The organism is Paenibacillus xylanivorans, from assembly GCF_001280595.1.
Taxonomy (GTDB): Bacteria; Bacillota; Bacilli; order Paenibacillales; family Paenibacillaceae; genus Paenibacillus; species Paenibacillus xylanivorans.
Map to the genome: position 1 here is coordinate 204,417 of NZ_LITU01000081.1, position 26,615 is coordinate 231,031.

The window sequence follows — 26,615 nt, forward strand, 5'->3', positions numbered from 1 at the left end:
GGGCTGGGATGGCATTTCAATTTCCAAAACCAACAAAGATCCGATCCGAACCATTAAAATGATGGACTATCTGGCAAGTGAAGAAGGGCAGTACCTGCTCATGTGGGGCATCGAAGGTAAGGATTGGGATATGAAGGATGGCAAGCATGTGCCAAGGCAGGAAGTGCTGGATGCCTTTAAGAAAAACTGGGATGAAGCGTCCAGAACAACGGGGATCCGCAAATGGACCTGGTTGATCAAGAACGGTCCTGGATCTGATGGATCGCCGTACGATTTGATGGGTCGATACTCAACGGACCCGGTGACCGACTTGGCGATCAAGAACTTGGCCGATACATCCTACGATACTGCAGCATTTGACGGTCTCGGCCCAGATGGCGGTACACCGGAAGCTATAATGGACACCAAGGTCAACGATACCATTAATAAATATTTCTTGAAAATGGCTCTGGCTCCTTCTGAAGAGCAAGTGCCTGAACTGTACAATCAAATGATGAAGGAAGCTGAAGCGGCAGGTCTGTCCCAGGTAGAGAAAATCTACAGCGAGAACTATAAGAAGCGGATGGAACTTTGGAATAACTGATTAAATTAAGAAAGGATGATAGGAGTGGCGATTCAATATCAAGAACAACACCGCATATTTGCAATTCATACAAATAACAGCTCTTATGTTTTTGGAATCAATGAGAGAGAACGGCTACAGCATCTGTACTGGGGTGGCCCGATTGGAATTGAGGATTGTATCCCTTTACTTGAATTGAAAGGCCATAGCTCCTTTGATGCGGAAGTAGAAGGGGAGGTAGAAGAATACAGCTTCTGGGGAGGCGTAAGTTATACAGAACCATCCCTGAAGGTTCGCATGTCGGATGGCGTTCGTGATTTGTCCGTGCGTTATGCAGGACATGAGATTCTCAAGCAAAATGGCAAGGACACGTTGGTAATCACCTTGAAGGACGAAGTATACCCTCTCGTGACACAACTTGTCTATCAAGTTATTCCAGAGTACGATCTGATCGAGCGCTCGGCTAAAATCACAAATACGGGAGATCAGGATATCATTCTGGAGAGTACGCAATCGGCGGCTTGGACCATTCCGTACCTGCAAGATTACCGTCTGACTCATGTTACCGGTAAATGGTCAGGAGAATTCCAGCTTCGCAACACGCGACTGACTGAAGGGAAAAAAGTGCTGGAATCCAGAAGAGGCTTTACCGACGGTCATGCGAATCCGTGGTTTGCCATAGATGACGGTCTGGCTACGGAAAGCGTTGGCCAAGTCTGGTTCGGCGCGCTGGCCTGGAGTGGTAACTGGAAAATTGCTGCGGAGAAAACCCCGTTTAATCATGTGCGAGTAACGGGCGGCATTAATGATTTTGACCATGAATGGGTACTGAGTAGTGGTGAAATTTTTGAGACTCCTGTATTCTTGGGAGGTTTAAGCACTCAAGGGTTCGGGGGCATGAGCCGTCAGTTGCATCAGTACCAATACGACTATGTTCTGCCGCGCAGTGAGACTCGTAAGGTACTATACAACTCATGGGAAGCAACTTACTTCGACGTAAACGCACAGGATCAGACGGCACTCGCCGAGCGTGCGGCTAAGATGGGTGTTGAGCTGTTCGTTGTGGACGACGGATGGTTCGGGCAGCGCAATAATGATCGGGCTGGGCTTGGTGACTGGAACGTAAACAAGGAGAAATTCCCGAACGGACTGGGTGAGCTCATCGACAAAGTGCATGGACTGGATATGAAATTTGGAATCTGGGTTGAGCCGGAGTCCGTCAATCCGGATAGCGATCTCTATCGGACGCACCCGGACTGGGTGTATCATTTCAAGACGCGGGAACGTACGGAACTGCGCAACCAGCTTCTCCTGAACATTTCTAAACCGGAAGTCAAACAGTACATTATAGATTTCATGACGGAGCTTCTTGGTAACCATGAGATCAAGTTTATTAAATGGGATATGAACCGGACAATAACAGAGCCGGGCATGAAGAATCATCCGCTTAATCGTCAGAAGGAAGTATGGGTTCGTCATGTGCAGAGTCTCTATGACATCTGGGCTGAGCTGCGAATCAAGTTCCCGCACGTGGAATTTGAGACTTGTGCTGGCGGAGGTTCACGAATTGACCTGGGAATCTTCCGATATGCAGACCAAGCCTGGCCGAGTGACAACACGGATGCCTTTGACCGTTTGAGCATTCAGGAAGGTTTCTCCTATACCTATGCACCACGAATGATGACCTGCTGGGTTACGGAATCACCTACTGGCATGAATCACCGCAACGTATCGCTGAAGTACCGTTTTCATAGTGCGATGATGGGTACACTAGGGATCGGCTCCAACTTGAATGAGTGGAGTGCTGATCAGATTGAGCAGTCTGCTGAATACATTCGGCAGTACAAGGGGATTCGTCATCTAGTGCAATTTGGGAAGCAGTATCGTCTGTCGGAGCTCCGGGATAAGGGAGTCACGGCAGTTCAATATAGTGATGCCACAGGTTGCGATAATGTAGTGTTTGCTTTCCTGCATTCTCAGAAGCTGGGCGAACCGCTGCCAAGGCTTCGCCTGAATAATCTTCAGCCTGACAAAACATATATGATCGAGGGTCTGGAAGGTAATTTTAGTGGCCGGTCTTTGATGAATATTGGAGTTGTGTTGCCGCTACGTGGTGACTTTGACAGTCTGATGTATCGCATCCGGGAGCATATTTAAAATTTTTCATTCAAGCATGATGGGATTGTATACATGTGGAAGGTCCTACAACGACGAAGTGCATCTATTCCTTATTCTTTGTATAAGTGCATTCTAAGGACGACCTGCTGCCGATAATCTATCGGCGACAGGTCGTCTTTTTTTCTGGAAGCGCTCCTTGTTGTCACAGAGAAGGCATCTGAGCTGTATATTCCGGTAAACATATCTGTCCTGATTTAGCTACGCATCATTACCCCTTATGGGTATTCCGGTATTCGGAGGGGGAGAGCCCCATAATTTTCTTGAACAATCTTGAGAAGTAGTATGGGTCCTGAAATCCCAACCGATGGCTAATTTCCTTAATGCTGTGATCGGTCAGGTCAAGGTGCTGACAGGCCAGTTGCACTTTGAGACGCAAGTAATAATCGATTGGCGAATAGCCGGTCTTTTTTTTGAACATATGAGTGAAATGCGGGATGGAGAGGTTGCTCTCTGCTGCCAGTTCTTTGAGCGACAAGTTTTGTTCCAAATGCTCGGTCATAAATTTGACGGAGCGATCAATATCATGACTCTGTCGTTGTTGGTGACGGGTAAGCGGTTGAAGCTGCGAGAAGCTGAGAATGGCCGCTAGAAGGCAGGCGAGTTGTGAGACGTAGATGATGTGATTCAAGGAGTAACCTTTCTGTAAGAGCTCATAGCATTCATCGAATAGTTCCACAATCTTCAGGGATTTCTCAACCGGAACCGGAATTGGCTCACACGCCCCGTTACTTCCCGAGAAGAAGTCAGCGACGTTCTCTCCTTTCATATGCCACCAGTAAATACTCCATGGACGCTTCGAAGAAGAGGCATATTCGTGCGCCATTCCTGCAGGGATGACCACAGCGGAACCTTTTTGCAAAAGCTGTGTCTTCTGACCTTGCACCTGGTACCAACCTTCGCCGCTGATGCAGTAAATAATGATATAGGCCGCGCTCCCTTGCGGGCGTTCGCGATAGTGGTGTTGCGCCAGCGGAAAGTAGCCGATATCGGTCAGATGCAGAGGGCGAATCAGCGGGTGCTGGGCATAGTCTTTAATAATATGATCCGGTAGGACAATTAATTTCTGGGCATTGAACCCTTCTTGAATTCGTATATTTTCCATACCTATACTATGCTTGCATGACATAGCTTTGTCAAATTCATTAAACTCATAAAATCATCATATAGTCCATCATCGTCATGAGATATTCAATGGTGTCCAAGACAGTTCATTCGTATGATAAAGGTAGCAAGTGAAACCCTTACAAGAGAGGATGGGCGCCTGTGTCAACGATGCCATCAGTGAAGATTTGGGAGGAACGTGTAGAGATTCCTACCTATGAAGTTGGACAGCCGGACAAGAATCCGATGTTCCTGGACAAACGGGTCTATCAGGGAAGCTCCGGACGTGTATATCCGCTTCCTGTCATTGATAAGATTTACGATGAGAAAGTCATGAAGGCTTACCAAATGGTTTTTCTGGAAAATGAGTTTGTGCAGATCCAAGTTATGCCGCAGATTGGGGGAAGGATTTATCGGGCAATAGACAAAACCAATGACTATGATTTTGTCTATTATAACCAGGTTATCAAGCCCGCACTGGTCGGCCTGACCGGGCCATGGATCTCCGGTGGCATTGAGTTCAACTGGCCGCAGCATCACAGGCCGAATACCTTTGGCCCGGTGGAGTGTCGGCTTGATCAGGGTGAAGACGGAAGTGCTACGGTCTGGGTAAGCGAGATTGATCGAATGAACGGTACCAAGGTGACCGCAGGTTTTACATTGCACCCTGGCAAAGCCTATCTGGAAATTACAGCGCAGCTCTACAATCGGACTCCGGAGCCACAGACTTTCCTGTGGTGGGCGAATCCGGCCGTTGCCGTCAACGATGATACCCAGTCCGTGTTTCCGCCAGACGTGACAGCGGTCTTCGACCACGGTAAACGTGATGTCTCCCGCTTTCCTATTGCGACCGGCACCTATTACAAGATGGACTATTCGGAAGGTGTGGATATTTCCCGCTACAAAAACATTCCGGTACCGACCTCATATATGGCATACAAGTCGGACTTCAACTTCGTGGGCGGCTACGACCACGGTGTGCAGGCAGGACTGCTGCATGTGGCCAACCACCACGTATCACCGGGTAAGAAGCAGTGGACCTGGGGCAATGGCGAGTTCGGCCAGGCCTGGGACCGCAATCTGACGGATGAGGACGGTCCGTATATTGAGCTGATGACGGGAGTGTATACCGACAACCAGCCGGATTTCACATGGCTTCAGCCGTATGAAGAGAAATCATTTAAGCAGTATTTTATGCCCTATAAAGATATCGGCGTAGTCAAGAATGCTTCAATCGAAGCGGCTGTGAATTTGGATGTCAACGAGGAAGAGAAGACTGCGACGGTGCTGGCTTATGCCACTTCGATCTATGAGGGTGCCGTTATTGAGCTGAAGGGCCGAAGCCGAACCTATTTCTCCGATACGGTGACAGTCTCCCCAACTCAGACCTACAAGTCGGTCATCACGTTGGACGAAGTCGACCTTCCACATGATCTAACGGTCACGGTGCGGAATGCTTCAGGACGTTTGCTGATTGCCTATCGTCCAGCGAAGCCATCCATTGAGCAAGTACCGGATGCAGCCAAGCCACTTCCGAAGCCGGAAGAACTGCTGACGAACGAGCAACTCTATTTGGCTGGCTTGCATCTTGAGCAGTATCGTCATGCCACCTTCGATCCGGAGGCGTACTATATTGAAGGGCTGAAGCGTGACCCGTTCGACATCAGGATCAACACAGCTTACGGGACGCTGTTGCTGCGCCGCGGCCGATTCTCTGAGGCAGAGTCGCATTTCCGCACTGCGGTGAAGTCCCTGACCTGGCGTAACCCAAACCCTTATGACAGTGAAGCCTATTATCAGCTTGGGATGTCCTTGAAGTTGCAGGGTAAGAGCGAGGAGGCTATCGCTGCGTTCTACAAAGCGGTATGGTCAGCAGCATGGCAGGACAGCGGATATTTCTCGCTGGCTGGTATTGCCTGCGGACAGGGGTACTATGGCGAAGCACTGGAGCTGGTGGAGCGTTCCCTCATCCGTAACAGTCATAACTATAAGGCTCGCCATCTGAAAGCGGCGCTGCTTCGCAAGCTTGGCACACCTGCGAAAGCACTGGCTTTTGCGGAAGAGACACTGGTACTGGACCCTGCTGACTTTGGAGCTGCGAATGAACGGTGGGCAGCATTGCTGGCTCTGGGTGAAGCTGGTCAAGCAGAAGCAGCGCTGGCTGAAATGCAGCGCTTCATGCGCGGCGATTTCCATAACACGTTGCAGCTCGCTTCGGATTATATCGGCTCCAGCCTGTATGAAGAGGCAGTGCAAGTCATGGCAAGGCTCGCACCGGATGCCAATACATCAGCCTATCCCATGCTGCACTACACGCTGGCTTATGCCTATGCGCAGCTTGGCTCACCTGAGCTTGCAGCATCACACCGCCAAGCCGGTAACCAAGCGTCTTCAGATTACTGCTTTCCGAACAGTCTGCTGGATTTGGCTGTATTGGAAAGTGCCATTGAAGCTAACCCAGCGGATGGCATGGCGAACTATTATCTTGGCAACTGGCTATACGACAAGAAACGTCATACGGATGCCATCGCACACTGGGAAGCCGCAGCATCGCTCCAAGGTGATTTTCCGACGGTACACCGCAATTTGGCGCTAGCTTATTTCAACAAATGCAACGATCCGCAGGCTGCACTTCGGTCGCTGGAATATGCCTTTGAACTGAACCATGCAGATGCCCGTGTCTTCTACGAATTGGATCAGCTCTATAAGAAGCTGGGCCGTCCTGCCGAATGGCGCTTTACCAAAATGAAGGCTCATTCAGATCTGGTCGACAAGCGCGATGATCTGTATGTAGAGTTGGTTGCTTTGCTCAATTCCATGGGCCAACACGAAGATGCAATTCGGTCGCTGGAAACACGCCATTTTCATCCTTGGGAGGGTGGAGAAGGAAAGGTTACCGGACAGTACGTGCTCGGTCACGTGGAGCTGGGCAAGCTCAAGCTGAAGGAAGGAAAATACGAGGAAGCAGTATCTCTCTTGCAGAAGGCGTTGGTCTACCCTCAGAATCTCGGCGAAGGCAAGCTGGATGGGGCGCAGGAGAACAATATCCTGTATTATTTGGGCAACGCATACGAGGGCCTGAACAACAAAGATCAGGCGAAATTCTACTGGAATGCCGCTTCGAAAGGGCTTGAGGAGCCTGCCGGAGCGATGTATTACAACGATCAGCCACCAGATATGATTTTCTATCAAGGGCTGGCCTGGATGAAGCTCCAAGTGGAGAAGGAAGCCAAACGACGTTTTAACAAGCTGGTGGATTACGCAGAAAAGCATCTGTTCGATGAAATGGAATTTGACTATTTTGCTGTATCACTTCCTGATTTTCTCGTCTTCGAGGACGATTTGAACAGACGAAATGAGATTCACTGCCGTTACATGCTTGGACTCGGTTTACTCGGACTTGGACGAAAGGTTGAAGCCAAGATCCGCTTCCAAGAGGTGCTGGAGCTCGAAGCCAATCATCAAGGAGCTTTGATCCATTTTAAAATGTAGGAGGCAAGCGAAGACGATGGTTCACTGGCGGGAAACGAAGGTGGAAGGACAGGATGTATGGATCGGCGAGTCACCACAGCTCTCAGTCTGCATTGTGCCGAGTCTGGGGGCCAAAGCAATCTCGTTGTGTAATACGCGAACCGGACGGGAATGGCTGTGGCGCAGTGGCAAACCACTTGGAAATGCAGGGTACGGCTCCTCCTTCGCGAGTGGAGATGAGAGCGGTTGGGATGAGATGTTTCCCTGTATCGATGCTTGTGAATATCCATTGGCACCTTGGCAAGGCCGAGCGATCCCGGATCATGGGGAGGTATGGTCGCTTCCTTGGGACGTTCACTTCACAGGTTCCGCCCTGCACTGCCAGGTAGAGGGGGTACAGCTCCCATACTTGCTGGAGAAAACATATTCTTTCACATCGGGCGGGACGCTGCGGATGGATTATTCCGTCACGAACATTTCTGATGGGCCGTTTTCTTTCCTCTGGGCAGCCCATCCGCTGTTGGCAGTCCATGAGGGCATGAAGCTGCATGTGTCGGAAGGTATGAATGAGATTGAGGTTTCCTTTTCGGCGGGCGGAAGGCTTGGAATCTTTGGGGACAGACAGCCTTGGCCTCTGGCCTCCACCTTGGGTGGATCCGTGGATTTAAGCGTGACTGAGTGCCATGAGGGACGCTTTGCAGAGAAGTACTATTTCACTGGCACAGTGAAGAAGGGATACGCGGGGCTCAGCGATCCTGTGACAGGGGAATCCGTAACCTTCAGTTTTCCGGTTGAACAGGTTCCTTACCTGGCTGTCTGGGCGAATTATGGCGGGTTTGGAGGCCATTATCAGCTTGCACTGGAGCCAGCAACCGGACGGATGGATCATCTTGGGGAGGCCGTACGGCGAGATGAAGTTGCTGTCGTTGAAGCGGGTGAAGTGTACACTTGGCATCTTGAGGTTAGCCTTATCTAAACCTCACTTGAGCCAAGTTCAAGCCCAAAGCTGGAACGGATTGAAGTTGAATCTCAAGCGTCCAAGCTGATCATCTGACAGCCGGCTTTCCGATTGAGATGCTGCAGTATGTCTTCTAGCAGCAGTGCAAACGAAACGTTAAGTCTGGGTATTGCAACGATATAACGGAACGTAAATAAAGCAGCGCCCAGGATGATTACCTGGGCGCTCTTGTTGTTGTATTTTAATTTGTATTGTTGGTATTAGCTGAGCTACTGAACGTAACGGACTGCACTAATCGTCGTAACGTTTAACGATGGTGATGGTTTCTCCCGGTGTTGTACTTATCCGACCTATTGAACCGGACAGCACATACTCTTTGCCAGAAGAGACCGTGCACAACGCACCTTCTGCCCAAGGGATATAAAAGGAAAGGGAGGTACCGGCTTCGCTCTCAATCTCGATCCACTCCGTCTCTCCATTGCTGAAAGCTGCGCTGACAAGGAAGGCACCCACGGCACGGAGGGTATGGAATTCTGCCTTTTGTCCGTTCGGCCAGTTGGGGAAGAAACGCAGGTTTCCATTATAGCTTTGAAGAAGGCATTCATTGATCACAGCCGGCAGAGCGAAATTTTCGAACCAGATACCCATGCGTGACATGAAGTCAAAGTTGTCCGTGTCATCATAGCGTCCACCGCTCATCAGAACCCGATCTGTGCAAGTACCGTTTGGCAGCAGACAGTACTGGATCTGACGCTTGAAGCGTTCCAGATCCAACACCCCAAGCCGGGCTCCGGCAAGATGATAGAAAACCAGTTCATTCCCACCTTCGTTGCGGTGGTTAAGGTAAGAGTTTACTGCGGTCTGGTATTCCTCCTCTGGCGAATGAAGCCCGTGATCTTCACCAGGAAATACGGTCGTAATAGGAATCGGGACGTTATACACCACGTCAGGATCCTCGCCCTCCACCGACACAAAGACTGGACCGTTGCGGGATTCGGCTGTGGGATAAGAAGGGAAATGGCTCAAAATCTCTTTTACATTCTCTAGCAGTTCCTTCTCGGATTCTATCCTTTCAAGGACACCGCAAGCCTGGGTGAACGCATTGAGCAGAAATCGTGTCAGTGTCAGGTCGATCAGGCAGTCTTTGTTTTTGGCAAAGCCGGGTGAAATCTCATATAGCTCCGGCACCACCGTCGGAAAAATGTGATAATGGTCATCTCCCCAGTGTTCGCCCTGTGCTTCTGGGCGTTTCATGTAATCGACAATGAACAGCACGGCTTCTTTCATTGGTTGAAATGCACGATCACGAAGGAACGTCTCGTCCATGGAATAGAGATAGTGCCACCAGAGACTTTGCACCGTCCAAGGCGTCTCGCAGATCTCCCATCCCCAGTGCGGGACAGGGTAGGGCATCATGGACATCTCAACAGGATAGGCTGAGTGGGGGAAATACGCTCCGCTCAGTCCGTAATAATCCCGTGCCCACGCTCGGCTGACGGGAAGTACATGATCAACCATATCCACGTAAGGAAGATGTTTGTCGAGATGATTACTGGAGAATGCAAGCCAGAACGGCTGCTGTGTGTTGTAATTCATGTGGTAATCCCCATGCCAATCTGCACCGATGGTTCGATAGCTCCAGTTGGCGAAAAGGCCCGGACAGGTAACGCCCACTTTCACTGCACAATTGTAAAAGTACAGATTGTGGTACCAGATCTGCTCCAGAAATTCATCTTCCAGTACGACGGAGGAGCGGCTCCAATAATCCTGCCATATTGCAGTCGATTCTTCCTTAGCTTGGTTGAAGGAGGATAGATCTGGCGGGAGGGCCTCATCATCGATTTCGTTGTAACGGCCTTCCCATAGCTCTGCACAGGCCAAAAAGCCGTGCTCATGTATTCCCAGGGGAGAGCGGTTGGCTGCGGGCGTCTGATTGAGCAAGGGATGTTCTTTCATCGCAGATAACCCAGACGCACTGACAGCAAGCCGGAAAGCTTTATCTTTCGGCTGAGTTATATAAGGCGCAGAAGGATTCTCCACAAACGGCAAAATTTGCGTGAAAGACTGTATACCCGTAATTTCCCTGGTTACCACTGCCGCTTGAGGGAATTCTGGCGGTGTTTCGGGATCAGGAATCAGCTTGACCTCATCGAATAAGGCAACCAAAGCTCCCGTCGCAGCATCGCAGACGTTCATCCAGAGCCGGTCGTGCTCTGCTTCCACAAAAAGTTCGAATACGACAGGTTTACCATCCATCAGGAAATCAATGGTACATCGGCCATTGGCAATATCAACCGTATGGCCGATGAGTTCGGCTTTTCGCCGATCATATCGAAGCAGCAGCGATCCGCAGGGCATTGGCTTGGGATAAGATTTACTGTAATTTTGCCCTGCAAGCTCACAATACGGTTTGTACCACGGATGATCCGTCAATCGCGACAAATCAGCTGGGAGAGCAGCAAATCTGTCATATACCTCTTGGAAAGTCATGAGCTCATCTCGGTGTTCTTCAGCGAGGCGAATATCCCAGACATTGTTGTGCCCAAAATGGAGCATCACGGCGTCAGGGCGGGTTGTTACCACAATGCCCAATCCTCCATTGCCGAGCAGTGCACCTTCGAAGAAATCGGGTGCAGGACCATTGAAGGAAATGGGATGCTTTTTGGCACGTTCATAGCCTCTGTTCTTATTTATCTCGTTCCTTCTCTTCGTTTGCATATCCTTCTTCTGCACAAGTCATCCTCCTCATGAAGTCATTGCGATGTACAGTTATTACTGTATCTGAACAGCAGTTTGCTGTATTTAGCAAGACGTCCATGATTTGCACGATCGTCAGATCAATTGGTGCTCTGCTGATATGTACCTCTAGTCCCCAATTGTACCTTTCGGTGATGGAGATGAAAGGTTAACATCGAGAAAAACGGAGTCGGAAAGGAAACTTTCAATGAATTTTGCTTCCTTGCATCCCTATGTATATCTGGCGACCCGATACTCTTTTGTGAAGGGACAGTCGAGTTCTCCGCGAATTTGCTATACCAGCTCCATTTACTTGATTAGCGAAGGACATGGGATATTAAGTACAAATGGTCAGAGCAGCAGGCTTGGTCCTGGTTCCATGATCTATATTCCAGCGGGGCAGCTGCATGAATGGGTGGCTGATTCAGAGAACCCCATGGTACACCTGTGTTGTTATTTTGATTGGCACTATGTGGAGCGAGAAGCTGTATTTGATACGGCCTGCCCGATTTGTTATCCGCCGCAGGTGTTGCAACAAGCTTTTGTGGGCCCTGCCTTTCCGTATACACTTAGGGAGATTTCAAAGGTGGAGTCGCTGCGAATTTGGCAGGATCTGTTCCAGAATTTTTACAAAAGCGGGTCATACACCAACGAGCAAACCTTTATGCGCAGCTTGATGACTCAGCGTAATTTTCAGACGTTTATTGACTATTTTCTGAACTGTTGCATGCGGAAGTACCATGTAATCCCAGATCGCCGGATAGGCCATATGCTTAAGATGATTGAGCAGGATTTACTTCACGATGCGCCTAAGCCGCTGCAGATCTATTACAAAAGCCTTAATATGAGCCGTGGACATTTTTTCGAGTTGTTCAGGAAATCAACCGGATATTCTCCAGTCCAATATATGAATCAATTCCGCATTGGATTGGCGAAGGAGGATCTGCAACATACGACACTAAGTATCACACAGATCGCAGAAAAATATCATTTTAGCTCTGTTCATTACTTCTCCCGACTCTTTCATCAACTGACAGGTCAGGCCCCGCGTCAATATCGCTTACATCATTCCAACACTGTGGCCTCAAGCCCTCCATTGGAATGAACAGGCTTTTTTTGTCTACATATTCCCCCTTCATTGTTCAAATAATGATGGGACAGAACAAAGGAGGGAACGATGCATGAATAAGGCCGGACGAAAAGGGTGGTCCTGCACCTGGAAATTTATAATGTCAGTGGTGTTGACAGGTACGATACTAATGGTTTATGGCACGGGCCTTTCTGCCAGCAGTGCGGAATCACAGCTTCGTCCAGGGCAGGCGCCAGAGCAAATTTTAACGGGGCAATCCTCAATGCAAGTGCCTGGGGGTCCAGCTTCAGGTCATACATCATCAGGAACTCCAGCAGACCCATCGCAGCATAAACGAATGGCGATCATCATTGATGATGCTGGAAATGACATGAAAGGTACTTCTGAAATTTTGGCAACTCCGGTTAAGTTGACGTTGGCCGTGATGCCATTCCTGCAAACGACGAAGAAGGATGCGATTGCGGCACATGAAAAAGGAATGGATGTGATTGTTCACATGCCGATGGAGCCCAATAAGGGAAGGCCCGAATGGCTCGGTCCAGGTGCAATCACATCCAAACTGACGGATGAGGAAGTGCGTGATCGAGTCGAGAAAGCCATTGATGAGGTTCCTTATGCCGTCGGAATGAACAATCACATGGGTTCCAAAATTACGTCTGACAAACGTATCATGTCCATTGTATTGGATGTATGTCGAGAGCGGGGGCTGTTTTTTGTGGACAGCCGTACCAACTTTCGTTCCGTGGTTGGGGAATTGGCCATCACCAAAAACATGCCACCTGTCGGCAACGACATTTTTCTGGATGACCATAATTCCAAACCACATATTCGCAAGCAAATGGATCTGGCGGCCAAGCGTGCTCTGGACAAAGATGTGTGTGTCGTTATCGGTCATGTTGGCCATACCGGATTAAATACATCGGCTGTAGTCCATGAATCTGTCTCCCGACTCAAAGGTCAGATCGAGTTCGTCGGCATTAGCGATCTGGTCCGTGATGTGTGGCATTGGCAAGCCGAGCCTAAACTGCCGACAGATAATAAATAATGCCATTTGCGATGGACTGTGCGATCCGTTTCTGTTCTTTAGGATCACTGATCATCGCGCGATCATGTGCATTGCTCAGAAATCCGGTTTCAACAATTACAGCGGGTTGCTTTACATGATTTAACAGGTAAAAGGGCTTGCCCCATACTACATCGCGTTGTGTCTCGTACAATTGATTAAGTTCATTCTGAATGGAACTTGCGAGCATGTAGCTGCGTCCTTCGTTCTGGTGTAAAACAACTGGACCTCGTGCAGACGATCTTGGACTCCAGTTGGCATGAATACTGACGACGATATCGGTGCTGACCTCTTCGCTAAGGCTTTTGCGTTGTGCCAAATCTCTGCGATGGCGTGAGCGGCTGTTTAACCAGCGATTTTCGTCACTCAGCGCATAGTCTCCGAGTCGGTTAATGATGACCGCATAACCCTTGCTTCGAAGCAGCAGATACACCTTTTGGCTAATGGCTAGGTTGATGTCTTTTTCCAGTACACCATGGTCTGTTGTTCCACCGTCAATGCCGCCGTGACCGACATCCAGAAGGATTACAGGTGCTGCAAACGCATGATGCGTGGAATGATAGGCATCTCCATCGGTTACCGGCAGCATGGATGGGCTTATGGGAGAACGTTGTGAATACAATATAGGCAGATCGGTTGGTGTGAATTTCGCCGCGCTGGCGTGGGAAGTCAGGGGGATGCAACTGATGCTGATTAGTAATGCCATCGATGCGGCCAGCAGCTTATACATGAGAATACACGCTCCTTCTTGAAATAGGCATCTTATGCCCTAAAGTAGTGGATGGATACCTTTGGCATTAGACTGTGCATTCTTCTGTTTTTCATACTCCTTCCAGCAAAAAAAATGTTTATCGGTGATCGCTTCTGCACACAATAGAGGTAACATAAGCCCCGGATATGCCGGAGCTAAAGGAGGCAATGGTTATGGCCAAAAGTGATGAGTTGGTGAAATACATTACAGAGCGAGTCGTTCACTATATCGACACACCGAAGGATGAACGTAAAGGACGCACCAAAGCCAAAGAGCCGTGGACAATGAAGTGGTTTGGAATGATTCCTTTTGCCGTAACCCTGTGGGTTGGCAAAAGGGAAAAAGCAATGAATTCGCAGGGAAAAATGCAGAAACGAAGTTCTTCAGGTAAAGGGTGAATTAAGAATTAGCATCGTGCTTTTCCCAAAGAAAAGACGCATTCCTATGAAGAACCAGAGGAAGGCGTCTTATTTGTTGTTTGAATTCGGTCATGGTTTCATGACATAGAAATCCCCATCACGTAGCAAGGTCTGAAGAGGCACAAATCGTCTTACCGAAGTCTTACCGCCAATAGCTACATACTGATTCTGAATTGATCCACGGTCGTTACGCCAGATCTGATAACCACTGACAGGCAGAGGCCCGCCATACAGGACATTTTGTTTATCCGCAGAGAAAACGATCTTTTTATGTTCCTTCCATTGCTGATTTAATGTTTTCACTCCGGTGATTGAAACTGGCTTGGACGTGATCCATAACAGATTGTCCGCGGGATCAAACAGCGGTTGCAAGTCCATGGAGTCAACAGACAATGAGGCGTCTTTAGATGAATCATCGGGCGTTATGACGACAGCTTGTCCAGATATTGACCTTATGGACTTCAATCGTTTCGTAGACTGCTGTGAGTCCGTATCCATTGCCTTCAGAACACCGATTGGCAGGGTATCACCGTTGGTCGCGTCAATGTAGATTGCATCCTGATCATGTCTTTCGACTTTCCAATAGGCCAGCAAAGGAGGTGCGTAACACAATTGAAGCTCTCCTCCATCAGAAATTAGCTCTTGCAAGTCCAGCTGCTGCTTATTCAAGGTTTGATCCAACAAGGAAATGTTGTACGGACGTTGTTCTCCCTGACCATACTCGCTAAGCTGCAAGTGCCCCTGGTCGTTCGCTGAGATAATCATATAACCAACGGGTGAACCTTCAACATTAGCGTATACAAGCCAGCTGTGTGTGCCTGGACCGAGGGGATAAAAGTCCAATTGAGCCTGATCCCAACGGTTTCCTGCATGTTCAGTAGCGAGAACGGTGGTTTGCTTACGTGCAAACTGTTGTACTACATCTGGGGCGAATGTGTCGGAATGATGTTCAGCCGTACTTTTGGCAGATGTAAAGGGTTGAAGCGATTTAGACGCATTTTGAATTCCAGCACCTTCAGCTTGCAATAAGGGGAGCAGAGTAATTACACATAGAAGGCACACAGCAATGCCTGTAATTCGTCGTAATACGTTCCACTCAGGGTGGAAGGGTCGTTTCATGGCTAACACCTACTTTTCTAGGGTACATATCATGACAAAACGGACTCAATATCCCGTTGCATGATCGTTTTCTAGTTTCATTCTAGAGGACAAGCTGTGCAAAGGTTGCTGCAACCTGTCGGGCTGCCACTCATGAATAAACACTACTTTTGCCGTCATTTGCGGGAAAAGTAGTGTCCTCGTCGTTTATCTTAAATGAAACATGCCGCTGCTAATGGCGGTCACCTTCACTTTAGGCTCATATTGCCAGATCATCTCGGTACGGCGCGTTTCGTATTGCAGCTTCATGGCTTCACGGTCTATGACCGCTTGGCGGGCTTTATCCTGTTCCGGGTCTGTTTCTGATTCTGCTTGAACAGCAGCTTCAGCCGCGAGTTCGACATCTGATCCGATCGTCACGCCAATTGGTTCTATGGGCTGTAGATGTACATTCTGGATACGAGAAGGGCCGATGCGAGAAGTCTGACTATGGGCAGAAGGGTCCGCCTGATCCTGATTAGTTGAACTCTCCTCCATGCTGGAGGCAGAGGTCATATCTACGTCGACCTCAGGGGTATCCTCTCTAAGAACTGCTTCGTAGTACGTATCCACGACAGCCAGTTCCAGATCAAGCCGTTCTTTGGCTTTCTCTGCCCAGCTATAGTCGAGTTCCAGCAAGCGATTTGTCAAATGAGATTCCAGAGCTGCTCCGGCTTCGGCTAGCGATATTTTGGCAGTCTGTACATGCATGTTCTCAGCCAGTCTTGGGCTGAGGTCACGTCTGTTCAGCTTGGAGCCAAACTTCTCGACAATTTCCCCTGTTCTGAGAGAGATGCCGATAAAATGAAGTTCCTCCCGTTTCAAATCACAGGCAAATTCCACTTTAAAACACACACCAAGCCATGGCTCATATACTGCTGGTGCGGTAGCGCGCAATTGTCGTTTTGCAGCCTGTTCGAACAGGTTTACAAATGCGCCGCCTTCACGCGCTGCATTGAAGATCTGTTGCAACCTGCGGCTGCCGTATACAACATCTTCTTTTAAAATTCGTCCCGGTCCCAGCTGAGGCAGAGAAGGGACAATGCCGAAGTACCGACCTAGAATGGTATCTTTGGGAGCCTCGGGGGTACCGGGATTTGCACCTGGTGAGGCTGGAGGAGCTAACTGTGCAGCTTTTGCTTCTTCAGCTTCCAACGCCTGCTGATGAGCATCCGGATCAAAGACGAATGTAAAGGACATTGTCTCTGCAGGTGCACCGGTTCGCTCCACAAATCCCCAATAATACGGACGGTTGGTTAATGCTTTGTCGGCTTCAGGTGAAAGCTTTACCGTAACATGAGCAGGGGAACGCTCCATAATCTGACAATCGAGTGTTTCCAGGTAAGTGAGCACATACGCCTGCACTTCATGGGGAGACATGGTCATGATCAGAGGCCTCCTTTGCGAAGGTCAAGCCCCGGTACGGCTGGTGGCTCTTCTGCAACTTCACGCTGAATGGAATTCAGCGATTGTCCAAGCGAATCCATTTTACGGCGAATATCCTCTTCGTTCTGTGATTCAAGCATGATTTTGTACAAACTTTTTTCGATGGATTCCTTCTTCTCCAGCCGTTCCAGAATGACATCCAATCCACCAATGACCATCTCGAACATATTGATCTTCTCATGAAGCAGGTTCAGAATATGTTCCTCGATTGTACCTGTCGTCGAAAGATTGTAGATATTAACATCATGCTGCTGTCCCAATCGGTGTACCCGTCCGATCCGCTGCTCCACGCGCATGGGATTCCAAGGTAGGTCGAAGTTGATCATGTGATGGCAAAATTGCAGGTTGATGCCCTCACCGCCCGCTTCGGTGGCGATCATCGCCTGCACACGGCCACGGAAGAGGTCCATCATCCAGTCTTTTTTACCCCGGTTCATGCCGCCCCGGTAGGGAACAGCCGTCAGGCCGTTATTGCGAAAATAATTGAGCAAGTACTCCTGCGTGGCACGGTATTCGGTGAAAATAATAACTTTCTCATTCATGTCACGAACGAGTTCCATCGTTTTTTCCGCTTTGGTATTTTCCTTGATCGCTTTAATATGGGCAACGAGCTCCCAAATCTTGTCCCGCAGCGGGGAGTCCAGTGGAAGTTTCTTCGACAGATTGACCAACGTAACAAACACGGCATCCCGGCTGCTGCATACTTCTCGCTGCAACGTCACCAGGGAAAGCATGCTGCTCAGGTTGCCGCCAGCTTCCTGGTACTGATCCTTTACAAAGGAAGTCACCCCATCGTATAGGGCCTGTTCTTCGGGCGAGAGCTGCAAATTCACATTGGACACGTTCCGTTTCGTAAATTGAACAGGTCCTTCTCCGCGTCGGTTACGGATCATGACTTTGGACAGCTCATCCTTGAGCTGATCCTGATTTTTCGGAATGCGTTTGTCGACGACAAAGTTGGCTGCAAAATCACCCTGACGGCCAAGCTGTCCCGGCTTGAGCAAGTTAATGAGATTGAACAGCTCACTCATGTCATTCTGAACCGGCGTAGCCGTGAGCAGCAGGCAGTACTTTTTTCGCAATTTCAGCATGAATTGATAGTTGGTTGTTTTTTTATTTTTGAGCTTATGCGCTTCATCGATAATAATCATGTCGTAATCCGTATTCAGCAGCAAATCCTTATGCGGGTCACGCTTCGCTGTATCCATGGAGGCAACCACGATTTCACTTTGCCAGGAATAGGCCTTTTTCTGTGCAACCGCAGGGATGCCAAATTTGGAATTCAGCTCCCGGACCCATTGCAATACAAGGGACGCAGGCACGAGAATCAGAACTTTGGATACGAGTCCACGAACCATATATTCTTTCAAAATCAGGCCAGCTTCAATCGTTTTGCCAAGTCCAACCTCATCGGCGAGAATGGCACGGCCTGACATTTCAAACAGTACTCTGCGTGCAGTGTCCATCTGGTGTGGAAGAGGGGTGAGTCCCTGTAGATGCTTCAGACACTGAATTTCATCAAAGTTGGGAATCAGATTCGTCTCTTCCGCTTGAATGCCAAGTTGAAAGAGTCTGTAATCGCCCCAAGGGCCGCCTTTATCGAGTCTGGATTCCAGTTGGGTCAGCCAGCTGCGATCGAATTCAAGCGGAACGGGTAGTTCTGCTGCAGGTTGATTGAGATGTTGCGGGTTTTTCCGGTTCATGGTGCTTCCTCCCCTGCCATACGTGATGACGTTTTATTCGTAGGTCATAGTATGGACGAATGAGAGGTAGTTCATAACCAACCTTCGAATAAGGGGCGGTTTCAGTGAGGGAATCTGGAAAGCTTATAAAATAACAGGTATTCACGTATGTTGATGAATAGTGACTTTACCTAAGTAGAGTGACGAGTTGATCTCAAGATATATTCTGAAATAAAGGAGGGGAAATGACTTATGCTTTCATTGATTTTTGATATGGATGGAACGCTATTTCAGACAGATCGAATATTGGAAACTTCTCTGCATGACACTTTTAATCATCTGAGATCAAAGGGGTTATGGGAGCAGAATACGCCAATAGAAAAATACCGTGAAATTATGGGAGTTCCTCTGCCTGTCGTCTGGGAGAATTTGTTGCACGGCTACTCGGATCAGATCAGACAACAAGCCAATGAATGGTTTCATGAGAAGTTGATTGCGAATATTGAGGCAGGCCATGGTGCACTGTATCCGTACGTAGAAGAGTTCTTTCAATCCTGCAAAGAGAAAAGCATACCGATATACATAGCGAGTAATGGGCAAATCGAATACTTGAATGCCATCGTAAACTATTATCATCTGGATGAGTGGGTAACCGAAACATTCAGCATACAGCAGATTTCATCACAAAATAAGTCTGATCTCGTACGCACTATCGTGGAGAAATATAAGATCACTAAAGGGATGGTAATCGGGGATCGATTGTCTGACATCAATGCTGCGAAGGATAATGATTTAATGTCCATTGGATGTGATTTTGACTTTGCTCAAGCCGATGAATTAGCTCAGGCGGATCAGGTTATTGATAGCATTAGGGAGTTGAAGGCCTTAATCGGTGTACTGTAAAATGGATGCAACAAAAAAAGCGGCCCATGTGGCCGCTTTATTATTTAAAGAGATTAACTCCAATATTTTTTGATAATTTCGTCCCGACCGGAATAAATCCGGGATTCTTTATAATATTTCGGGTCTTTGCGATGGAAATTTTGATGATATTCTTCTGCCGGATAAAATACGGAGGCTTCCTCAATGGCGGTAACGACAGGTTTATCAAATCGGCCTGTTTTGCCCAGTTCCTCTCGTGATTTCAGGGCCAATTGGCGTTGCTCTTCATTGTGATACAGGATGGCAGCCCGATATTGACTCTTGCGATCATTACCCTGACCCGTGGCATCTGTTGGATCGATCTGCGGCCAGTACAATTCAAGCAATTTCTCGTATGGGAAAATGGCTGGATCAAACGAGATTTGCACGACTTCCAAATGTCCCGTTTCTCCAGTCAATACTTGCTCATATGTAGGGTTTTCTACGGTTCCACCCATGTATCCGGATATAATCCCGTGAATGCCGGGCTGCTCTTCAAAAGGACTTACCATACACCAGAAACATCCTCCGGCAAACGATGCTTTTTCAATCACTGCTATTCCCCATTTCTCAGTTGTGTTTAATCAAGATTACTATGAAAGCTAGTCATAACGCAATCCATTTGATAGTTCATCCAGCCGCTCCCAATCCAGCACAACAAAACCTTTTCTTTTTTTGCACAGGATTTCCAGATCGGACAATTTCTGAATGAGGCGATTTAAATGTCGGGGTGTTGTACCGATCACTGATGCTATTTCCGGAATGTGGGGTGTGCTGATTTCCTTGCCAAACTCTTTGGGCAGACGAGTGGACATCAAATAGATGGCAAACCGTTCTTCAACGGAGGCAAGCGAATTGATTCGGGATGCTGCTGTACATGTCTGCAATTTATAGGACAGATGTTTGAGCAGTTCATTCAAAAAACGATAATCCTGCATTAAATTTCGTTCAACGGTTTGTATGTCTATAAACAGGAATTTGGAGGGTTTCACAGCCTGAACCTGTGACTGTACAACAACTTTCTGAATCAATTCAATATCACCAAAGATAGACAAGGGGTGGCAGAAACGAAGCAAAAGAGACTTGCCAGTCTCGACACTTGAGGAGACCCTGGTTAGACCTTCTACCTGAAAGTAAAGCCCATCTAGTTCATTGCCTTCCGCAAGAACATATTCGTCTGAATCATACTCCCGAAGCTGAAAGGGAAGCGAAGCAGCATCGGCAAAGATTTGTTCCAAATTAAATAGGGACATATAAGGTTGTATTTTTTCGTGTTCCCTGTACATTTTCATATTTCTCACCTCGAATGGACAGCGGTCCTTTTCATTATATAGGAACTTGATATGATTAGAAAAAAGAGGAGGAATGATGATGAAATTTGTGTTTGATCTGGATGGAACGATCTGTTTTCAGGGGAAACCGTTAACCAGAGAAATGGTTCAGACATTGGACTTTCTCGTGGAGAAAGGTCATGAACTTATTTTTGCATCTGCACGACCGATCCGCGATTTATTGCCTATTCTGCCTGTTCATATGCAGCATTTTCCGATGGTAGGTGGGAATGGAGGGTTTGTGTATCGCAGTGGGCTTGAGATTTCCACAGTTTATTTGGAAGCCTCCATCGCGGACCATATACTGGCTTTATTGAAGCAGCATGAAGCAGAATATCTAATTGATTGTCAATGGGATTACTGTTATTCAGGCAACCCGGAGCATCCCATTCGAAGAAATCTGGACCCCGAGTGCAGAGCGAAGAACGTGCTGCTGGAGGAATTAACCGAGATTGTGAAGGTAGTTGTCTTAAGCAGCCGGAACCATCAGGAAATGCTGAAGGCATTGCACAACCTTCCTGTGGTTACCTATATGCATGGAACAGAGAATATCATTGATATCAGTCCTGAAGGTGTGAATAAATGGGCAGGTTTGCAAGCACTCGGGGTATCTCCCCATGACTTCATTGCTTTTGGCAATGATGCGAATGATATTCCCATGTTCGAGTATGCCAGTCGCTCCATTTGTGTTGGGCAACATGAGAAACTTGGTCAGATTGCGAGTGAAATGGTAGCGAACCAGGAGAAGGAAGTCATCGACAGAATCATTGAAATTGCAGAAAGATTGCAAGAAGAGAGCGGCGTATTTGGAGAAGCAATGGCAGAGGTCGAAGACGTTGCCACATGATTATAACTATCGGGGTTTAGCGTAGAGGCCGTCTAAAAATCAGGAAGGAGTCTACCACTGGCAGACTCCTTCTTCATATAACAAGTATCCCACTTCTAAATGTAAGCGATGATCCCCATGATGAACTCATAGAGGAAGTATAGGGGGAAATCCAAACAGCAGTATTCCGGCTATGACGGAAACCCAGCGAAACATAGAGCGGCTCATCACTCTTCTGGTGACTGACACCACTGATAAAAGCCCCAGATCGTGAATTGAAATACCACTCATAACGCCGCATGCTGCGATAGCAAAGCTGCCTGAATGTGCTGAGCTATAGGAATCAGATAACACTGCACCAAATACGAAAAAAAAAGTGATTTTGTGATAAAGGAAGTAATTCTTTTTCATCCTTTACTTATATTGTATAATAATGGATGAGGAAACGGCCTGTAACAGCTTTGGGGCCAATTGAAAACGAAGAGGTGATCAGATGCGGAAACCGATAGATGAACCTATGTTTTATTCGTATCCCGGCATGGTGGCGGTAGTGACATCCCGTCATAAAGGCGTGCAGAATGTGATGTCCTCAGGCTGGCATACCTATATTGGATCGTCTCCCGGAATTTACGGGATATCGCTGCGGAAGGAAACGTACTCTTATGAATTGATTGAGCAGAGTGGAGTATTCGGGGTACACTTCCTTCCGGGTCATCATTCGGAGTGGATTCAGGCTGCGGGAACCTTCAGTGGAAGAGACACAGACAAATTCTCGAAATTCGGGATTACATACGAAGAAGGAATCAAAGTGAACATACCAATTCTAACTAAAGCTTATTTTGCTTACGAGTGTAAGGTTATGGATATCACAACGTATGGAGATCATGAATGGATTGCAGGCGAAGTGTTACAACGATATCAAGACCCCGAATACTTCCTGGACGATGGAATGGTTAATCTGAATAAATTGCAAATTCCAATGTACATAGGACGATCCTCTTATCGAATCCTCGATGGAAGGGCGGAAGAGAAGATTCATCCGTTTTACCTCTAGGGTCCTAGGCACCAAGATGCAATTATGAGCAAAACTTTCAATCCGGCAAGAGATAGGTTTATAATGGATATTGGCTGCTGAGCAAGTCGGCAGCCTTTTGCTATTGTTCTGTTTATCTATTTCAGTCCCAATAGGGGGCTGCTCATATATGAAATAAAAGGCAAGGTAATATTAGCCATTCCATGAAAAATGCTGTATTTAACAACAAAATTAGAGTATGATTTTACAGCTGTATAAGCTTGGCAGGAAAGGTTACATCGTTTCACTGGATTGTAACTATTGTTGTAATTTGTAATTATTCTTTCGGGCGTATAATGCTAAACGGGAGATAACGACCAAGATATAAAGAAATCGTAATCATAAAAAATAATGGTTAAGTAATACGTCTTCTTTATGTTGTAAATGAATAATGGAAGGTGCAATACGTATGTTAATGACAACCAGAACCACAAGGAGTTCTCGAACGCCCCAGACATGGATGATGGCGACTCGCATTGTCAAGGAGGGGCTCTCATGTCACAATCGTTGAAAAGCAAGCGGCATATGAACGGACTGGATGGTTTGCGAGCCATCGCTGTGCTTGCAGTAATAGGGTACCATCTGAATTTAGGTTTTATTCCGGGCGGTTTGCTCGGTGTAGGGATTTTCTTTGTTCTCTCAGGGTATTTGATTACAGACATTCTTTTGACGCAATGGCAGGAGCATGGCCGGATATCTCTCGGTGATTTCTGGGTGCGAAGAGCAAGACGCTTGTTACCTGGCATGATCACGATGACAGCAGTGGTGATGATTTGGCTGCTATGCACAGATCCTTCTCGACTCGCTGCCTTGCGTGGTGACATTGTCTCAGGATTGTTATACATAAGCAATTGGTGGTATATCTTTCATAACGTTTCCTATTTCGAAAGTTTCGGCCCTCCATCCCCCTTTGGGCATTTCTGGTCACTGGCTGTGGAAGAACAGTTTTACATCGTATGGCCTCTTCTATTGGTCGCAGCAATCGTCTTGTTCAAAAGAAAGGGATGGCTGGTCGTCTTTATTGTCGTGGCAGCTGAATTGTCTGCTGGTGCAATGGCCATCATGTATAATCCGGATCTGGACCCGAGCCGTGTTTATTATGGAACAGATACAAGAGCGTTTGCTCTACTGGCCGGTGCTGCACTGGCCGTGGTATGGCCGAGTCGCAAGCTATCGTCGTCCCTTGCCAGCATGAATCGAATTGTTCTGGACGTGACAGGCTTAGCAGCGCTGGCTTTGTTAATTTACATGATGCTGAACACCAGCGAGTACGACCCTTCATTATATCGAGGAGGAATGGTGCTTCAGGCCATAGCGACGACATCACTCGTAGCTGTATTGGCTCATCCTTCATCCTTCCTGGCACGGCTTATTGGCGCTAAGCCATTGCGCTGGATCGGAGAACGATCCTATGGATTATATTTGTGGCATTATCCTGTCATTATTCTGACGAGTCCAACGGTAGATACAGGTGGAGTGCATCCTGTCCGAATGGTTTTGCAGGTTGCAGCAACGGTTGCACTGGCATCCTTGTCACTTAAATATATTGAAAATCCAATTCGCCACAACGGATTTCGTGATTCCTGGTCCCGGTTATGGGGCAGAGGGCGCAATGCAACAGGTATTCGCAACGTATGGTGGAAGCGCGCTGGATTGCTGATGAGCATTCTGCTGATGTCGTTTACCGTGTCACAGATGATGATTACGTCAGCAGCGAACTCGGATTCCCATTCGGTATCGATGTCGGCCACATTGAATGGAGATCATTCCGTAACGGAGGAAAAAGGGCAGGACGTCCTCCCGGCAACAGTGAGCACTTCGGGGGCCGACAACAAACCTGTGCCACAGAAAAGTGATAAACCAACGGAGAATGCTGGAAATCTACCGGGCAAAGGAGAGCAGCAAACGACGAAGCCAGATAAAGCTCCCAAATCTGAGGAACCAACTTCAGGTGAGGAGAAAGGATCAACTCCTGGCGACTCGAATCACGCTGTTGGTAAACCCAAAGGTAGCACCGACAATCCGGGAAATCCAGAACACAACGGTAATGAACAACCGGATGATCCTGTCAATACGTCAGATTCGTCCAAAGAGGAGGGGGAAACAGCCCCTCCAGCCAAAGACGGCAAGATTCATTATACGGTCATTGGAGATTCGGTTATTTTGGATGCGAAGCCTTATCTTGAACAAACCATTTCGGGCGTGCACGTGGACGGTCATATCGGCCGTCAGATGTGGGAGGCTGCCGATGTACTGGATGGCCTGAAAAGAAATAACCAAATGGGCAGCAAGGTCGTACTGGAACTTGGAACGAACGGTTCCTTCAATTCCAAAAGTCTGAATTCCGTGCTGGATTATCTGAAAGATGAAGAACATGTTTATCTGGTTACTGTGCGAGTTCCTCGCCCATGGGAACGAACGGTGAATAAAGCACTGAACGAAGCGGCTTCCGATTATAGCAATGTATCTCTTATTGACTGGCACACTGCAAGTGAAGGGCATGACGAATATTTCGAGAAAGATGGCGTACATCTGACGAAGGAAGGTTCGGAAGCTTTTGCAGCACTTGTGAAAGACAGTATGAAATAAAACAGAACTTATCTATTCATTTATTTATAGTGCATGAATGGTTCACGAATCCGAATTGGTAATGACATTCAGGTTAACACATATATGAAAAAAACAGCCGATGCTTCCTCAACAGGGAGTAATCGGCTGTTTGTTGATTAAAGGGGTGTGTAAATACACGCTCCATTATTGAAAAGATTCGTACCTCTGCTGGAACGAAGACTCCATTTCCAGTTGTCTAGCCAACTGCTGCTTCACTTTTTCTTCACGACTGGCCTGCAGCTCATGCAGCCGTTCAGTGGAAGTAAATTGATCGGCGGCCATTTCAATGAGCAGATCAGCGAGCGCATCCGCATCTTCCAATGCTGCATTCAATCCAAAAGCGCCAGTCGGAGTCATCGTGTGAGCGGCATCGCCAAGCAATACTATGTTGTCCTGCGCCCACGATTCGGCGAAACTGCTTTCTACGGATAACAAAACAAAATCACTCCAGGTCTGGATATGTTCAGCTACCGAATCAGCGAGACAGGGGAAGGCTGCCACCAGTTTCTGTACAAAGGGAGCGAAAGGCTGTTCACGCAGCTTCGAGAAGGACCCTTGCGGAATGTTCCATCCGATCTGTACGAAACCTCCGAATTGTGAGAATAATGCCAACTGCTGACCATCCATACTGGCCATCCGAACAGCAGGTTCCCAGCCAGCTGGAGCAGGAATTCGAGCCCATAACAGGTCGTACCCATGTTTACGGGTCTCCGGGGTCAGCCCAGCATGTCTGCGTACAGCTGAATATCTGCCATCCGCACCAACAATAACAGCGGCTTCAATGGAAGCTGGCCGTCCTTCTTGCCGAATGTTGATGCCGATCGTCTTGTCAGCCTTATTCCGTAACAATCCAGTCATAACCGTATTATAAAGAACTTGTTCGTTTCCCTGATTCTGTGATTGTGACACGATGACTTCCAGCAGATGATCCTGCGGCACATGAATTCCCACATGGGATTCTTGCTCTCCCGGGAAAATAGTGTGAATGATCTGACCATTCTCCCAATATTGAATTTGCTCCAGGGGTAGCACGCCACGCTGGGTGACAGAAGGGTATAACCCATGCTTTTTCAGTACAGCCTCACCATCTGCATTAAGCACTTCACCACGAAACGACTTAAGCAGATGTGGCTGGCGCTCGATCAGAATGGTGGATATACCCTGCCGTTTAAGCAGGAATGAGAGTAGAGCCCCTCCTGGGCCTGCTCCCACAATACAAATATCAGTTTTTAAATGCGTATTTTGATTCATGTGTAAAATT

Annotated in this window: 19 protein-coding genes and 1 pseudogene; 11 read left to right on the forward strand and 9 right to left on the reverse strand. The window is 47.9% G+C overall.

The genetic code is table 11. The features are described 5' to 3' along the window. Both AMS66_RS34190 and AMS66_RS26770 read left to right on the forward strand, forming a co-directional pair. A pseudogene (locus AMS66_RS34190) lies at nt 1–583 on the forward strand (ABC transporter substrate-binding protein); the annotation flags it as partial. A 15-nt stretch (nt 584–598) separates the two neighbouring features. Further along, on the forward strand, nt 599–2,719 hold the full coding sequence (locus AMS66_RS26770; RefSeq protein ID WP_144424620.1) for an alpha-galactosidase: 2,121 nt from the start codon (nt 599–601) through the stop codon (nt 2,717–2,719). 229 nt (nt 2,720–2,948) lie between these two features. Here the strand turns inward: AMS66_RS26770 and AMS66_RS26775 are convergent, their stop codons facing one another. Beyond that, nucleotides 2,949–3,842, reverse strand: coding sequence for an AraC family transcriptional regulator (locus AMS66_RS26775; protein ID WP_053783675.1), 894 nt, complete (start codon nt 3,840–3,842; stop codon nt 2,949–2,951). Between the two features lie 170 nt (nt 3,843–4,012). Here AMS66_RS26775 and AMS66_RS26780 point away from each other — a divergent pair, with 170 nt between their 5' ends. Continuing rightward, complete coding sequence (locus AMS66_RS26780) at nt 4,013–7,333, forward strand: tetratricopeptide repeat protein (RefSeq protein ID WP_053783925.1); 3,321 nt, start codon at nt 4,013–4,015, stop codon at nt 7,331–7,333. 16 nt (nt 7,334–7,349) lie between these two features. Then, nucleotides 7,350–8,288: an aldose epimerase family protein gene (locus tag AMS66_RS26785; protein ID WP_053783676.1), complete on the forward strand. Its 939-nt coding sequence runs from the start codon at nt 7,350–7,352 to the stop codon at nt 8,286–8,288. A 273-nt stretch (nt 8,289–8,561) separates the two neighbouring features. Here the strand turns inward: AMS66_RS26785 and AMS66_RS26790 are convergent, their stop codons facing one another. Continuing rightward, nucleotides 8,562–11,003, reverse strand: a complete 2,442-nt coding sequence (locus tag AMS66_RS26790; RefSeq protein ID WP_053783677.1) for a glycosyl hydrolase family 95 catalytic domain-containing protein — start codon at nt 11,001–11,003, stop codon at nt 8,562–8,564. Nucleotides 11,004–11,214: 211 nt separating this feature from the next. Between AMS66_RS26790 and AMS66_RS26795 the strand changes: the two genes are divergently transcribed. Both AMS66_RS26795 and AMS66_RS26800 read left to right on the forward strand, forming a co-directional pair. Then, nucleotides 11,215–12,111 carry an AraC family transcriptional regulator gene (locus tag AMS66_RS26795; protein WP_053783678.1) on the forward strand — a complete coding sequence of 299 codons (897 nt, stop codon included), beginning with the start codon at nt 11,215–11,217 and terminating at the stop codon, nt 12,109–12,111. A 76-nt stretch (nt 12,112–12,187) separates the two neighbouring features. Continuing rightward, on the forward strand, nt 12,188–13,141 hold the full coding sequence (locus AMS66_RS26800; protein WP_236703644.1) for a divergent polysaccharide deacetylase family protein: 954 nt from the start codon (nt 12,188–12,190) through the stop codon (nt 13,139–13,141). On the opposite strand, the gene AMS66_RS26805 is transcribed toward AMS66_RS26800, so the two are convergent. After that, entirely contained in the window at nt 13,116–13,889 is a 774-nt protein-coding gene (locus tag AMS66_RS26805; protein ID WP_053783679.1) for an N-acetylmuramoyl-L-alanine amidase family protein, read from the reverse strand. The genes AMS66_RS26800 and AMS66_RS26805 overlap by 26 nt on opposite strands. Before the next feature lie 194 nt (nt 13,890–14,083). Here AMS66_RS26805 and AMS66_RS26810 point away from each other — a divergent pair, with 194 nt between their 5' ends. Beyond that, nucleotides 14,084–14,308 carry a YqzE family protein gene (locus AMS66_RS26810; RefSeq protein WP_053783680.1) on the forward strand — a complete coding sequence of 75 codons (225 nt, stop codon included), beginning with the start codon at nt 14,084–14,086 and terminating at the stop codon, nt 14,306–14,308. A gap of 90 nt (nt 14,309–14,398) precedes the next feature. On the opposite strand, the gene AMS66_RS26815 is transcribed toward AMS66_RS26810, so the two are convergent. From AMS66_RS26815 to AMS66_RS26825, 3 genes are all read right to left on the reverse strand, one after another. After that, nucleotides 14,399–15,448 carry a hypothetical protein gene (locus AMS66_RS26815; protein WP_053783681.1) on the reverse strand — a complete coding sequence of 350 codons (1,050 nt, stop codon included), beginning with the start codon at nt 15,446–15,448 and terminating at the stop codon, nt 14,399–14,401. 186 nt (nt 15,449–15,634) lie between these two features. After that, nucleotides 15,635–16,852, reverse strand: a complete 1,218-nt coding sequence (locus AMS66_RS26820; RefSeq protein ID WP_053783682.1) for a YqhG family protein — start codon at nt 16,850–16,852, stop codon at nt 15,635–15,637. A gap of 2 nt (nt 16,853–16,854) precedes the next feature. Next, complete coding sequence (locus tag AMS66_RS26825) at nt 16,855–18,615, reverse strand: DEAD/DEAH box helicase (RefSeq protein WP_053783683.1); 1,761 nt, start codon at nt 18,613–18,615, stop codon at nt 16,855–16,857. Between the two features lie 231 nt (nt 18,616–18,846). On the opposite strand from AMS66_RS26825, the gene AMS66_RS26830 reads away from it, so the two are divergent. Beyond that, on the forward strand, nt 18,847–19,497 hold the full coding sequence (locus AMS66_RS26830; RefSeq protein ID WP_053783684.1) for an HAD family hydrolase: 651 nt from the start codon (nt 18,847–18,849) through the stop codon (nt 19,495–19,497). 53 nt (nt 19,498–19,550) lie between these two features. On the opposite strand, the gene msrA is transcribed toward AMS66_RS26830, so the two are convergent. Together msrA and AMS66_RS26840 are read right to left on the reverse strand one after the other, a co-directional pair. Then, on the reverse strand, nt 19,551–20,066 hold the full coding sequence (gene msrA / locus AMS66_RS26835; RefSeq protein WP_181014176.1) for a peptide-methionine (S)-S-oxide reductase MsrA: 516 nt from the start codon (nt 20,064–20,066) through the stop codon (nt 19,551–19,553). A 51-nt stretch (nt 20,067–20,117) separates the two neighbouring features. Beyond that, nucleotides 20,118–20,807: a Crp/Fnr family transcriptional regulator gene (locus AMS66_RS26840; RefSeq protein ID WP_053783686.1), complete on the reverse strand. Its 690-nt coding sequence runs from the start codon at nt 20,805–20,807 to the stop codon at nt 20,118–20,120. A 73-nt stretch (nt 20,808–20,880) separates the two neighbouring features. On the opposite strand from AMS66_RS26840, the gene AMS66_RS26845 reads away from it, so the two are divergent. The 3 genes from AMS66_RS26845 (at nt 20,881) to AMS66_RS26855 (ending at nt 25,333) form a co-directional block, all read left to right on the forward strand. After that, nucleotides 20,881–21,693: an HAD hydrolase family protein gene (locus AMS66_RS26845; protein ID WP_236703646.1), complete on the forward strand. Its 813-nt coding sequence runs from the start codon at nt 20,881–20,883 to the stop codon at nt 21,691–21,693. Nucleotides 21,694–22,165: 472 nt separating this feature from the next. Continuing rightward, nucleotides 22,166–22,726: a flavin reductase family protein gene (locus AMS66_RS26850; protein WP_053783688.1), complete on the forward strand. Its 561-nt coding sequence runs from the start codon at nt 22,166–22,168 to the stop codon at nt 22,724–22,726. Between the two features lie 513 nt (nt 22,727–23,239). Then, nucleotides 23,240–25,333, forward strand: a complete 2,094-nt coding sequence (locus AMS66_RS26855; protein WP_053783689.1) for an acyltransferase family protein — start codon at nt 23,240–23,242, stop codon at nt 25,331–25,333. A gap of 165 nt (nt 25,334–25,498) precedes the next feature. Here AMS66_RS26855 and AMS66_RS26860 read toward each other — a convergent pair whose 3' ends face one another. Then, the gene (locus AMS66_RS26860) at nt 25,499–26,605 is read right to left on the reverse strand and encodes an FAD-dependent monooxygenase (RefSeq protein WP_053783690.1); all 1,107 of its coding nucleotides are present in this window, start codon (nt 26,603–26,605) and stop codon (nt 25,499–25,501) included. Between the last annotated feature and the right edge of the window lie 10 nt (nt 26,606–26,615).

Bases quoted from the DNA above. Each gene is read 5' to 3' on its own strand.
- AMS66_RS26770 (WP_144424620.1), top strand. From the start codon at position 599: ATGATAGGAGTGGCGATTCAATATCAAGAACAACACCGCATATTTGCA.
- AMS66_RS26820 (WP_053783682.1), bottom strand. From the start codon at position 16,852: ATGACCATGTCTCCCCATGAAGTGCAGGCGTATGTGCTCACTTACCTG.
- AMS66_RS26825 (WP_053783683.1), bottom strand. From the start codon at position 18,615: ATGAACCGGAAAAACCCGCAACATCTCAATCAACCTGCAGCAGAACTA.
- AMS66_RS26860 (WP_053783690.1), bottom strand. From the start codon at position 26,605: ATGAATCAAAATACGCATTTAAAAACTGATATTTGTATTGTGGGAGCA.
- AMS66_RS26830 (WP_053783684.1), top strand. From the start codon at position 18,847: ATGCTTTCATTGATTTTTGATATGGATGGAACGCTATTTCAGACAGAT.
- AMS66_RS26850 (WP_053783688.1), top strand. From the start codon at position 22,166: ATGCGGAAACCGATAGATGAACCTATGTTTTATTCGTATCCCGGCATG.
- AMS66_RS26855 (WP_053783689.1), top strand. From the start codon at position 23,240: ATGTCACAATCGTTGAAAAGCAAGCGGCATATGAACGGACTGGATGGT.
- AMS66_RS26815 (WP_053783681.1), bottom strand. From the start codon at position 15,448: ATGAAACGACCCTTCCACCCTGAGTGGAACGTATTACGACGAATTACA.
- AMS66_RS26800 (WP_236703644.1), top strand. From the start codon at position 12,188: ATGAATAAGGCCGGACGAAAAGGGTGGTCCTGCACCTGGAAATTTATA.
- AMS66_RS26795 (WP_053783678.1), top strand. From the start codon at position 11,215: ATGAATTTTGCTTCCTTGCATCCCTATGTATATCTGGCGACCCGATAC.
- AMS66_RS26845 (WP_236703646.1), top strand. From the start codon at position 20,881: ATGATGATGAAATTTGTGTTTGATCTGGATGGAACGATCTGTTTTCAG.
- AMS66_RS26805 (WP_053783679.1), bottom strand. From the start codon at position 13,889: ATGTATAAGCTGCTGGCCGCATCGATGGCATTACTAATCAGCATCAGT.
- AMS66_RS26775 (WP_053783675.1), bottom strand. From the start codon at position 3,842: ATGGAAAATATACGAATTCAAGAAGGGTTCAATGCCCAGAAATTAATT.
- AMS66_RS26810 (WP_053783680.1), top strand. From the start codon at position 14,084: ATGGCCAAAAGTGATGAGTTGGTGAAATACATTACAGAGCGAGTCGTT.
- AMS66_RS26780 (WP_053783925.1), top strand. From the start codon at position 4,013: ATGCCATCAGTGAAGATTTGGGAGGAACGTGTAGAGATTCCTACCTAT.
- AMS66_RS26785 (WP_053783676.1), top strand. From the start codon at position 7,350: ATGGTTCACTGGCGGGAAACGAAGGTGGAAGGACAGGATGTATGGATC.
- AMS66_RS26840 (WP_053783686.1), bottom strand. From the start codon at position 20,807: ATGAAAATGTACAGGGAACACGAAAAAATACAACCTTATATGTCCCTA.